The following is a 12,635-nucleotide window of genomic DNA, read 5'->3' as shown; positions in this document are numbered from 1 at the left end:
GCTTTTGCAGACGTTGTTCTTCTGCCTGTTTTTGGATTCGAGCCTGTTCCTCGGCAAGCTTTTGCAGACGTTGTTCTTCTACCTGTTTTTGGATTCGATCTTGTTCCTCTGCAAGCTTTTGCAGACGTTGTTCTTCTGCAAGCTTCAGTTGAAGTTGTTGATCAAGCAGAAGTTGGTTGGGATTTTTGAATTCAATACCATTGCTTGACAGTTGAATGTTCTCATTAGGCTTAAATACTGTAATTACAGGATTAGAATCAGGACCATCTACCTTGGCAGTAATAAAATGTACGTCCTTTGCGGCCATCCCCACTCGTTCATTAAATGTGATTTTATTATCAATAATCACATTTGACCCAAAGCGAATAAATGGCTGATCAGTAGCCAAGATTGTTGTACTTATTCCTTGCTTTGCAAACTCACGCACTAATTTATGCGCAAAACTGCTACCATTCCGTTGACTGTCGAAAGCACCATAACAAATACAGAGCAAGATCGTTACGCTGTTACCACTTTTTAGTCCAGACTCCATTGCTGAACTGACTATATCATGTGGACTACGTTTTATTTTTTCATCTTCCAATCGGGTCTCTTGCTGCACGTCAATGTTAATGTAGACTCCACTCACTGCATCTCCAACGTGACTACCATGCCCAGTTACAACTATTAATCCATTATCAACAATATGATCCTTTATTTTATTATTAGCTTCATCGCGATTTTCTTTTGATCGTAAGACTACAAATGGAGAATTTAAGACCGCAGCCATTGCAAATCCAGTATGCCCATCACCTGATTTTTGTAAACCCGGATTATGCTGCGCATGACTCTGTACTTCCTTGGCTGTTAATGCGATTTTTTTCTTATCCAGGCTTTGTGTACTCATAACAGCACTTGTTCCATTATGAGTAAGTTGATTTAAACGCTTGAACTGATACCAACGCATTTCTTCGACTGATCTCATTCTATTGTGTTGCTCATCCCAGGCGAACTCAAAATAACGAATTAAAGAACCTGTTGCAGTAAAGTTTTTATTATCATAATTGTATAATTTAAATTCCTCATCTTCTAAAGATGGGGGTAAAACTAATATATGTGTACAGCTTTGTCTGTCTCCACTAGGAATATCAAAAGCAAAATATCCTGAGATGCTTGAGTTGCGAAATATAAACGGTACGGATTTATTATTTTTTAAATACTCAATTGCCTGCGCACGGTTTAAATCGTATTGAAAAACAGATGAAGGGATATTCAGTTTTAATTTATTAAGTTCACTTTCCAAACGTCTTTTAGCAGCTTCTTCAGGCATAACAACAACCAAAACAATGTGTTCAAATCAGGCGATTATTGTATCATAATTAAGCATATTTTGCACTGATTATTTACTTTATTACTAGAACTCCGAATGAATTAATACATACACCTCACCAAGTATCGACGTCTCGGAACGTTGGGAATATTTTGATGAATTGTCAACTCATCCTACATACAAGACACAAAGGGAGAGAATTTAGGAAGGTCATTTTTATTGGGAATGCGGGTTATCAGAACGGTTAAATAGAAAGACACAAACTGAAAAATATCGGCAACAATGAATGGATTCCTATTATTACACCAGGAATTAATGACCAGTACATCATCAGTGTGAACTATTTATTACATTAAGGACCTATACACAATTCGTTGCCCCCCAACATTAAATCATATCCCCCAATAATATCCCTTTAATCACCATCACTTATGATTCTTGTAAAACAATTGTTGTTTTTGTATTTATCACAATCAAAACTGGAGTCAAAAGTATGCCAAATTTACAATGTATAATTGATGAATTGAAAATTCATTATTCAAGATCCTATCCAAAACCCAACTTCACTCCATATGAAGTAGCACTGATGCAAGAGGCTTCAGCACAATGGAGGGCTTCTTTCGGGAATATTGGATTTTCTGGACGAGATGCAATCATGCTTTCTTTTTTTAGAAGTCCCGAATTTAAGAGGATAAGTGAATCACCTGGATTAATACAAAAAATCATTGCTGCAGAAACTCACTTGAACGAATTACATTCATCCATCTATCCAAGGATAGACAGTGCGGGAATATCCGTCACTTTTGGCTCCATACTCAAATTTGGCCTACCTATGGCTGGCAGTACTGACTACTTACGGTTAGGAACTGAAAATGCTGATTATGGTATAGACATTTCTGATCCAAACGCAGGTATCAAGAGATTGGCATTGGCGAGGGATAGAGAACAAAGATATCTAGAAAATACACTGCCCGGTTTGCAAGCAATTGCTGAAGTATTGGGGATTAGTGCTCATTTTGAACAAACCCAATCCGAGCCAATATGGAAAGCGAATTTTGGTGCACGATGGCACGCAATAAAAGATTATTTATTATCATTAAATGATATACAAAGAGGCGAAGTAATTAATGTGCCCAATTACGCAAATACCTCAATGATTGATCAAGCTCATTGGTGGATGACCGGTACATTGGGATGTAAAGACAGCCCCAATAAGGTTGCAGTCAATACTTTTTTTCGAGAACAAAAACAACATTGGGATTGTTATTCAGGCGCCATAGCGACTCATTATCCAGAATATTGCGCCATACCAAATCAATATAAAACTATGGATGCTTTGATAGATCACTTTTTAAATAATCACCTTTTATTAGACGAATGGTTTGGTCACATGATGACCGATCGCGCTCATCTTGAGTCATTAGTATTCGCAGAATACCCTGAATATCTTTTTGGCGACGGCTCGCACTATAAAATGCGTGACATTATTGAAGCTATGTGTATAAAAGTCCAATCAGCTCCAGAAACGTATCCCGCGGCGGCGCAACAATTAAATTTACGTTTAGGGCGTGTAGAGGACCATTTGGCAAAATTGTATTCCTATAACCCGGGTGTTTTGATAAGACCTGAGCAAAGAGTTGAGCCGATAGTAGAAGCAATAGTAGAGCAAAGAGTCAAGCCAACAGCAGAACCAATAGTAGAGCAAAGAGTCGAGCCAACAGCAGAACCAATAGTAGAGCAAAGAGTCGAGCCAATAGCAGAACCAATGGTAGAGCAAAGAGTTGAGCCAATAGCAGAACCAATAATAGAGCAAAAAGTTGAGCCAACAGCAGAACCAATAATAGAGCAAAAAGTTGAGCCAACAGCAGAACCAATAGTAGAGCAAAGAGTTGAACCAATAGCAGAACCAATAGTAGAGCAAAAAGTTGAGCCAATTCCTGTAATAGAAGAGCATCCGCCAGTCTCGTCTCAACCAGACGCTCCACAAGAAAGCGACCAGCCTATTAACTGGAACAATGTGATAAAAACCGCTATGGATAAAATACTAAAACAAGTCAAGGCAGACTATTCACAATTTAAAGCGGCGGCTCTGTCAGAATTCATAGACATTCTCGATGACTACAAAACCAGAAGAGAACTTTTTGAAGGACCTAATCCAGAATATAAAGTAACCTTTTTTTGCCTTGGTTTTGGTTATAGTAAAACACAAAAATTTGCCGCGGTAGATGCATTAAAAGCAGCTTTAACTGGAGAACGAATTGACTTAACCCCTCATTTAGGTGCCTTGAAGAATGGTGAGTTAGGTCAAGCAATTAGTAAGTTTTTACAAACAAGCGCCCTTTATACCAAACAAGAGATTAAAACCGTTTCGGATTTAGTAAACAACTTAAACCACCAAGAGGATAATCAGTTAAGATTCAAATAAAGTAAGCTCTACATCATGCAAATGAGCCTGGTTTAAATAAGTCATGTTAGATTGTATGTCGAACACATGAGATGATTTGAACCATTGATATTCCTGGATAAACCTGTAATTTATCCCCAATCCTTTTACTCAAAGTGATTGGGGATTTAATAATCCAAATCTGATTGGCGCAATTTACAAAAATTCACGATGACTCAGGATTTTTATATAAACCCCTAAACGATTAATATCATAGAATTAAACTTATTGTTGTCATCACAAACTAACAATACTTAACATCAATAATCTCATAGTCCACCATACCGCCGGGAGTATTAACAGTCACCGTATCATCCAACTCTTTACCAATCAAAGCACGACCAATTGGTGAACTGTAGGATATTTTATTTAATTTAATATCGGCCTCATCTTCGCCAACTATTTGATAGGTTAATTCAGCATCGGTTGCCAGATGGCATACAGTCACTGTAGCTCCAAATACAACTTTCCCATTATTGGGTAATTTACTGATATCAATAATCTGCGCATGAGATAATTTAGCTTCAAGATCTTGAATTCGTCCCTCATTAAAACTTTGCTGTTCTCGGGCAGCATGATATTCCGCATTTTCTTTTAAATCACCATGAGCTCGTGCGGTAGCGATAGCCTCAACGATACGAGGGCGATCAACGAATTTTAAGCGTTGCAATTCTTCTTTAAGTGCTTCTGCACCTTGTACTGTCATAGGATGTTTACTCATATCCACCTCTAATGTAAATCCTGTAATCGAGTTACTGTTTCCCTATCTTCATATTTCATCGCCAGGCAAGCAGCCTCAGCTCCTGATAATGTCGTAGTATAACTAACCTTATGCTGTAATGCATTGCGTCGAATAGCAAATGAATCCGCAATCGCTTGCTTGCCTTCAGTCGTATTCACAATAAAATCAATTTCATTATTCTTTATAAAATCCAACACATGCGGCCTGCCTTCGGCTACTTTAAAGACTCGCCTGCAGTCTACACCTGCTGCTTGAAGTGCCAATGCCGTACCGCGTGTGGCAATAATTTCAAAACCCAGTTCAATTAATCTTTTAGCTATCTCCCCCACGCGGGTTTTATCCGCATCACGAACAGAAACAAAAGCACGGCGTCGCTTGGCAATATTACAGCCGGCTCCCAACTGAGCTTTAGCATAAGCCTGACCAAATCGCTTGGCAATACCCATCACTTCGCCAGTTGACTTCATTTCTGGCCCCAGTATGGAATCAACTCCTGAAAATTTTATAAATGGAAAAACGGGGAGTTTAATTGAGTAAAATGAAGGCATATGATGATTTTGCGTTAACCCCTGGTCTTTCAGGCTAATACCTGCTTTACACAGTGCCGCAATTTTAGCTAAGGGCAAACCTGTGGCTTTGGAAACAAAGGGGACTGTTCTTGAAGCACGAGGATTTACTTCCAAAACATAAATATCGTCTGCCTGAATCGCAAACTGAGCATTGATTAAACCAACTACCCCTAACTTTAAAGCCATTTGCCGCATTTGTTCCATTAAATCCTGCTGTACTACAACACTTAGGCTAAACGGAGGCAAAGTACAGGCAGAATCACCTGAATGAATACCAGCCTGCTCTATATGCTCCATGATGGCACCAATTAATACCTCTTTTCCATCACAGATCGCATCAATATCAACCTCTATGGCATCATTTAAAAACTTATCGAGTAAAACGGGTGAATCATTAGAAACAGCAACAGCATGTGAGAGATAGTAACGCAGATCTTCTTCCTGATAGACAATTTCCATAGCCCTGCCGCCAAGAACATAAGACGGCCGTACGACTAATGGGTAACCAATACGATTAGCCAGATCAATCGCTTCCGCTTCGCTTCTTACAGTACCATTATCAGGTTGATGCAGCTTCAATTCCATAACGAGTTGTTGAAAACGCTCTCTGTCTTCCGCCATATCAATAGCGTCAGGAGATGTACCAATAATGTTCACTCCATTTGCTTCAAGATCTCTGGCCAGTTTTAAAGGGGTTTGTCCGCCATAGTGCACGACAACGCCATCAGGCTGCTCCACTTCAACTATGGACAAAACATCTTCAAGAGTTACAGGCTCAAAATACAAGCGATCCGAAGTATCAAAATCAGTTGATACTGTTTCAGGATTACAATTAACCATAATTGTTTGATAACCTGCATCCCTTAACGCCATGGCAGCATGCACACAACAATAATCAAATTCTATGCCTTGACCGATACGATTAGGTCCACCACCAAGAATCATGATCTTTTTCTTATCGTTCTCTGGACGCGCTTCACAATTGCCGGCATAGCATGAATATAAATAGGCGGTATCACTGGGAAATTCACCGGCACATGAATCGATTCGTTTATAGGCAGGAATAATTCCTAATTCAATTCGACGCGCTCGAACCTGAGCCTCGGTGCAATACATTAATTTGGCCAGGTATGCATCAGCAAAACCGCGATGCTTTAATAATCTAATGGTTGCTTTATCCAACTCATGGATGGATTTCCCAAAAACCAAACGCTCAAGTTGTACAAGCTCTTCGATCTGAGCCAAAAACCAGGGATCAACGCGACTTTCCATATGAATCTCTTCCAGAGACAAATTTTGTCGGAACGCGTCTGCTATATACCAGAGTCGATCAGGAGTAGGTTCACGCAAATGTCCTCTCAATCGAGCCATATCTCCTTTTTGGAACAAAGAATGTAAACCACATCGCCCTATTTCCAGGCCACGAATCGCTTTTTGTAAGGATTCCTGAAAATTGGATCCTATGGCCATCACCTCACCCACAGATTTCATCTGAGTAGTTAAGGTATTTGGAGTTTGCGGGAATTTATCAAAATTAAATCGCGGAATTTTAGTGACTACATAATCAATACTCGGCTCAAAAGACGCTGGAGTTTTACCACCAGTAATTTCATTCTTTAGTTCATCAAGAGTATAACCAACGGCTAATTTCGCGGCCACCTTGGCGATTGGAAAACCAGTTGCCTTCGAAGCCAGAGCAGAACTTCGCGATACCCTCGGGTTCATCTCTACAACAAGCATGCGTCCATCTTCGGGATTGATTGCAAACTGCACATTAGAGCCACCCGTATCGACACCTACTGCTCTCAATACTTTTATCGCGGCATCCCTCATGCGCTGATATTCTTTATCGGTTAGTGTTTGAGCTGGGGCAACCGTAATGGAATCGCCAGTATGCACTCCCATTGGATCCAGATTTTCTATAGTACAAACAATAATGCAATTGTCCTTTTTATCGCGAACCACTTCCATTTCATATTCTTTCCAACCCAGAACAGATTCATCAATCAACAGTTCATGAGTTGGAGAAAGCTCCAGACCACGAGTACAGATTTCTTCAAATTCTTCACGATTATAAGCTATCCCTCCACCACTGCCGCCCATGGTAAATGAAGGACGAATAATAGCAGGGAATCCTAATCGTGCCTGAACCTGAATGGCTTCTTCCAAACTATGAGCAATAGCGGAACGAGGCATATCCAAACCGATTTTAATCATCAACTGACGAAATTTTTCTCTGTCTTCCGCTTTGTCTATTGCTTCTCGTGTAGCGCCAATCATTTCAACAGAGTATTTGGCCAAAACGCCTTCTCTAACCAAATCCAGAGCACAATTCAATGCAGTTTGCCCTCCCATAGTGGGCAATAAAGCATCCGGACGTTCTTTTTCAATGATTTTTTCAACTTCTTTCCAGCGAACTGGCTCTATATAGGTTGCATCAGCGAGTTCAGGATCCGTCATAATGGTTGCTGGATTAGAATTAACCAATATCACCCGGTACCCCTCTTCCTTCAATGCACGTACTGCTTGAGTACCGGAGTAATCAAACTCGCATGCTTGTCCAATAACAATTGGACCCGCTCCAAGAATCAGGATGGATTTAATATCAGTTCGTTTTGGCATAGTGGCAACAAAAAAAAGAATAAAGTGATCTATTTTACCGAGTTTTGCCTAAAGATTATACCCTTGAATGACACTCTTTAACTTAATTTCTCTAAGTTTGTGATCTTTTAAGTTAAAAAATTATCGAGCTTTACTGTACTCGCTGATTATAACCATCTGTAAACCGGCTTCGGTCAAAGATAAATACTTATAATGAATATCAGCTGTAGTACGCTCTAACCATTCGTTTGCGATACAAATGTCAGTTAATTTATGAACATATTCCATGGTCAGTGGGGTACCCAGCTGTTGAGATAATTTATCAACAGCCTCTTGTTCTAAAGTCAGAAAGACCTTATCGCGGGTCACACTTTTCTCTTTCATCTCATCATAAAATAATTTCAAAATGTCCAGTTCATTCATAATTTATTCCATCTATTGAGATTATTGTTCCCTGTTCACTAAATATTAGTCCTAAACAGGGAAAGATCAAATTGAGACTACACAACATGCCGGAACGCTCATCCATAATTCTATTTCGTGCAAATGCCTATATAGATAGCAATTTGATTTGGCCCTGAATACTGTTCAAAATCACTTTGAAAGGCACGTTTATGAACCGTATTATCCCGAAAATAAACCCAAATACGCTCCCAGGTCTGAACGACAACTTCCGGGAAAGCGCCTTGAGCTTCAAAAACCAGATAACTGCCTTGCTTTATCTCAACCTGAGTTAAATCCAATACACTACTCAGGTGTGTACTGTCCAGGCCTGCAGTTACTGTATAATAACCATTTTCATCAGAATCGTAATGAGAATACACCCCGAAAACTGCAGCATTATTTAAACGATCGGAACTTGTTTCAGCAAGTCCGGAAGAAAAAAACTGCTCCCAAAGTAACGGCAACCTGGCCTTATCCGGGCTGAACTCATCGCAATTTATTGTGCGAACACTCAAACCAGTTACATTGAACCTATCAACCTCTACTCTTCTTGGTTCTGTGTACATCATCATATTCCTAATAATAAAAAATAATAAAAACTATCGACTTATGTCATGTGTTAAAGAGAAATCACAACATTCATCGCCTGTGCAATCAACTTCGCATCGTGATCACTGATTAACAGTAATCCAAATCGAAGCGGATACCCCCAATTACGCCTTCCCTTGGTAAATTCAAGTTCATCCAGATAAGCGAAAATGAATGCTTCTGTAGCCTTATACCAGGCTACATCTCGTCTGAAAGGACAAAAACCATCGCCCATATCCACCTGATATGCCTCTCCATTTTTTACTGTTCCAATTGCGGTAAACGCCTTAAGTTTATCTGCGCCACCAAAACTGACTGTAGGTGAGTAATATATAATGGTATCACCAGGATGAATGCGCATTAATGGTGATTTCTTTCCGTGACAAACCTGCATAAATCCTGATTCTCGACCACGACGTACATGCTCTGCAGAAGCTACTGCCAGCCAATTTCGACACATGAAGAACACTCCAGTTGCTAGTATGGAATTACGCCCCCTCCCAAGATCGACTGCCAAAGTCTGGACCTGAGGTATCCCCTCATAATTTTAGTGAGGATAATTATCTACTATTCAGTATAATCTTTCGTCTTTACGAACGAAGTGAAGTAATCCAGAATACAGTTCCAATAAGGCTCCGTTCTGGATTGCTTCGCTTTGCTCGCAAAGACGGGTATTAAATTGACCATTGAAAATTAAATAAATACATTTTCGGCGTTATAAACTATCAGGGGATACCTCAGACTCTAGACCAAAGAAATCTTTAATAACTCCTGAAAGTAGACCAGTGTACAGGCTATTCATGACAGAATGTGTCAGTAGTGATTGGAATGTTATTGAACAGGGATACCTTGAAGCTCACGCCATTTTTTCAATAGCGCCTGACGCCTGGCAGGATAGCGAATATCCAACCGGCTTAACTTGATTATTCTATCCGTGCGAAAATGACGAAACTCCTGACGAAGCTCACACCAGGCAACAACAATGCGAACCTGCTCAAAAAATCCTAAAGCAAAAGGCCAGATAATCCGTTCGCTCAAGTTCTCATTATTATCTTTATACGAGATTAATAGTTTTCGCTCTCCTCGTATAACCGTTCTTATCGTCGCTAACTCTTCATCACCCGCTGCAATGGTGTTTGCCGGACCAATCAATAAGCCTGATGCATCCAGCTGATGCCTTAAGTCATCAGGAAGTACGGCAGCTATTTTGGCCAATGCATTTTTTGCTGCCGAACTTAACTGACTGTCTGTGCGTTTGGCAACCCATCGTGAACCAAGAACCAAAGCTTCGATTTCTTCTTCAGAAAACATTAAGGGAGGTAACATAAATCCAGGGTGTAACACATAACCTAATCCTGGCTCGCCATCAATGCTGGCTCCTTGCGTCTGTAAGGTCGCAATATCGCGATAGAGGGTTCGCAGGCTTATACCTAACTCAGCGGCCAGAATTGCTCCGCTGACCGGATATCGATGCCGGCGCAAAATCTGGATCAACTCAAATAATCGGTCTGTACGGGACAACGGTCCTACCTTTATCAAATTATTATGCTGCCATATTATGGCAGTAACACACATATTTTTCTATGCTATTCACGGTTTCAGCCAATTATCAAAGCACTTAATGGAAATAACCGGACTTATATAGTATAATTTTTATACATATTTATTTAGAATGCTGTTAAACACAGATTCCTGTCAACACGCTGATGAATTATCAGATATCAATAAAGGTCTGGTAATGAAATTGAAAATAAGCATTGAATAACCACGGAAGAGGTCATCACCATGAACATGTTCAATAGTTTTAAACAATCTGAAATGACATTATTAATTACTGTTCTATTAATCACTCTATCTTTTGGTTCTGTAGCCTATGCAGAAAATACTACTAATTCTTCGGCGACTACCTCCCTGATTAAAAATGCAGATGGCTCTTCTGTTCAAAGCAACTCGGACGGATCACAATTAATCACCAATTCGGATGGATCATCTGTTCTTACTAAAACTGATGGAACAAAAATTATAAAAAATGCCGATGGTTCGTCAGTACAAGAAAATCCTGATGGATCAAAACTGATAACCAATGCTAATGGCTCTTCTGTTGAGATTAAATCCGATGGAACCAAGATTATAAAAAATACCGATGGATCTTCAATGCAAAAAAATCCTGATGGTTCAAATCTGATAATTAATACAGATGGCTCTTCAGTTCAAACAAATGCTGATGGTACCAAGATTATAAAAAGTTCCGATGGAACTATTCTTAAATAATTCAAATGAATAATCGGATATAGCGCTTATCAGACCCACAGGACTTACGAAGAAAGCTCGATCTCTTCGTTAAATCGTAAGTCCTGATCCCAATAAGTAAAGACGCATTGACGACACTTCAGTATAGAGTCGTCATTTATAACAGTAGATTATCAGCTTACTCAGTCAAACCCGATTGATTTCGAATGATCTCATAAATGCCACTCCAATCTTGATGCTCCATTCCATTCGCCAATGCAGAAATAAATCGGGATTTAATAACATTTCCTAATTCAGGTACTACACCCGCTCTTGCAAAAGCCTCCTGAAATATAGTGATGTCCTTATTGCCACCGATCATATCAAAATTCACTTCATCAAAATTTCGTTCATGAATTTTATCAACATAAAGTTGAAACGCGGGATGACCATATATTTGATGCAGACTCATTTTAACAAACTCACTTTCAAGACCGCTTTTTTCTGCAAATACATACAGTTCGCTAATAAGCTCCAATGCAGTTGCCAAACTATAATTCAGACAGATTTTTAATGTATTTGCTGCTTTTATATTATCACCAAGGCAAATAACTTCAGTTGAAAACGATTTGAGCAAAGGAATTACCAGTTCCAGGTTTTTATCAGCACCAGCGCAATAGGCAGTAACACCTCCTTTTTGCACTACTTTAGGGATACCCAAAACCACAGCAGAGACAAAATTACTGTTATTCGTTTCATGTAACTCCCTAAGCGTTACTGAAGTATCAGGTAATATTGTTGACAAACACACATGAATTGCCTTGGGTTTAAAGTGGTGTACTGACTCATTAACCATCCCAAGAACGGCCTGATCATTCAACAAACAACTCATCACCACATCAGCCTCTTGTACTGCTTGAATTAACGAATCAGCATACCTTGCACCCAACTTTACAAGGGGCAGGGCTTTTGATGGGGTTCTATTATATACTGTAACGGGATATCCTGCTTGCAACAGACGCTCGACCATTGCTGATCCCATTTTACCAAGACCAATAAACGAAATATTCATGCCGAACTCCTTTTCAGTAATTTTCATACCCAATCTGCTTAAAAAATCAAACTGAATTATCTCTGAGAATAGGCAGCATCATCATTCTGTAATAAGATAATTGCCATGTTCCAAAGGTTATTATTTGATTAAGCCAAACATTCTGCTTAAAGGATAGATTAAGGTTGGATATATGTCTAAAAAAGATTATTGGGTTTATATTCTTCTTTGCGAAAATCAAAGTTATTACACGGGTTATACTGATAATCTGGAAAAACGTTTTTTATCTCATCTGAATGGTACTGGCGGTTGTAAATATACACGAAGTTTTAAGCCCCTTCATATTGCCCAATGCTGGATAATTGACGGAGATAAGCCCTTAGCCATGAAACTGGAACGTGATATTAAAAAAAAATCAAAACAACAAAAGTTGGAACTAATCCAGCAGCCATCTGCTCTCTCAACCGATCCAAGAGTACAACCATTCAATCCCATTCCATTCAGAAGCATCCAATCATCAAATGATCCAGTCTAAATAGAGTAATATCACAATAACTCAGAGAAACGTCATCTCGAATTCCTTAGCGTGGTACTGTGCTTGCACTCGGAGATCCTTCACTTCGTTCAGGATGACGCAATTTAACCGTCATCTCGAATGT

11 protein-coding genes are annotated in these 12,635 nt (G+C 39.4%); 3 read left to right on the top strand and 8 right to left on the bottom strand.

The window, feature by feature from the left end; all coding sequences use genetic code 11:
- Window positions 1-1,309 (bottom strand): hypothetical protein (locus Lqua_RS11410; RefSeq protein ID WP_058474391.1); only part of this gene is annotated, 1,309 nt, incomplete at its 3' end.
- Between the two features lie 493 nt (window positions 1,310-1,802).
- On the opposite strand from Lqua_RS11410, the gene Lqua_RS11405 reads away from it, so the two are divergent.
- Window positions 1,803-3,734 (top strand): hypothetical protein, encoded by a 1,932-nt coding sequence (locus Lqua_RS11405; RefSeq protein ID WP_058474390.1) that lies wholly within the window; start codon window positions 1,803-1,805, stop codon window positions 3,732-3,734.
- 262 nt (window positions 3,735-3,996) lie between these two features.
- On the opposite strand, the gene greA is transcribed toward Lqua_RS11405, so the two are convergent.
- The 6 genes from greA to Lqua_RS11375 form a co-directional block, all read right to left on the bottom strand.
- Window positions 3,997-4,473, bottom strand: coding sequence for a transcription elongation factor GreA (gene greA, locus Lqua_RS11400; protein ID WP_058474415.1), 477 nt, complete (start codon window positions 4,471-4,473; stop codon window positions 3,997-3,999).
- Window positions 4,474-4,481: 8 nt separating this feature from the next.
- Complete coding sequence (gene carB, locus Lqua_RS11395) at window positions 4,482-7,685, bottom strand: carbamoyl-phosphate synthase large subunit (protein WP_058474389.1); 3,204 nt, start codon at window positions 7,683-7,685, stop codon at window positions 4,482-4,484.
- A 120-nt stretch (window positions 7,686-7,805) separates the two neighbouring features.
- Window positions 7,806-8,087 (bottom strand): hypothetical protein, encoded by a 282-nt coding sequence (locus tag Lqua_RS11390; protein ID WP_058474388.1) that lies wholly within the window; start codon window positions 8,085-8,087, stop codon window positions 7,806-7,808.
- A 110-nt stretch (window positions 8,088-8,197) separates the two neighbouring features.
- The gene (locus Lqua_RS11385) at window positions 8,198-8,680 is read right to left on the bottom strand and encodes a GyrI-like domain-containing protein (RefSeq protein ID WP_083501315.1); all 483 of its coding nucleotides are present in this window, start codon (window positions 8,678-8,680) and stop codon (window positions 8,198-8,200) included.
- A gap of 47 nt (window positions 8,681-8,727) precedes the next feature.
- On the bottom strand, window positions 8,728-9,156 hold the full coding sequence (locus Lqua_RS11380) for an EVE domain-containing protein (protein WP_058474386.1): 429 nt from the start codon (window positions 9,154-9,156) through the stop codon (window positions 8,728-8,730).
- Between the two features lie 371 nt (window positions 9,157-9,527).
- On the bottom strand, window positions 9,528-10,217 hold the full coding sequence (locus Lqua_RS11375; protein WP_058474414.1) for a helix-turn-helix transcriptional regulator: 690 nt from the start codon (window positions 10,215-10,217) through the stop codon (window positions 9,528-9,530).
- Window positions 10,218-10,481: 264 nt separating this feature from the next.
- On the opposite strand from Lqua_RS11375, the gene Lqua_RS11370 reads away from it, so the two are divergent.
- Window positions 10,482-10,967, top strand: coding sequence for a hypothetical protein (locus Lqua_RS11370; protein WP_058474385.1), 486 nt, complete (start codon window positions 10,482-10,484; stop codon window positions 10,965-10,967).
- Window positions 10,968-11,124: 157 nt separating this feature from the next.
- On the opposite strand, the gene Lqua_RS11365 is transcribed toward Lqua_RS11370, so the two are convergent.
- Entirely contained in the window at window positions 11,125-12,024 is a 900-nt protein-coding gene (locus Lqua_RS11365; protein ID WP_274519359.1) for an NAD(P)-dependent oxidoreductase, read from the bottom strand.
- A 145-nt stretch (window positions 12,025-12,169) separates the two neighbouring features.
- Here Lqua_RS11365 and Lqua_RS11360 point away from each other — a divergent pair, with 145 nt between their 5' ends.
- The gene (locus Lqua_RS11360; protein WP_058474383.1) at window positions 12,170-12,511 is read left to right on the top strand and encodes a GIY-YIG nuclease family protein; all 342 of its coding nucleotides are present in this window, start codon (window positions 12,170-12,172) and stop codon (window positions 12,509-12,511) included.
- Window positions 12,512-12,635 lie beyond the last annotated feature (124 nt).

Origin of the sequence: Legionella quateirensis (assembly GCF_001467955.1) — a bacterium.
GTDB classification, from domain to species: Bacteria; Pseudomonadota; Gammaproteobacteria; order Legionellales; family Legionellaceae; genus Legionella; species Legionella quateirensis.
This window is presented reverse-complemented; position numbering and strand designations above follow the sequence as displayed.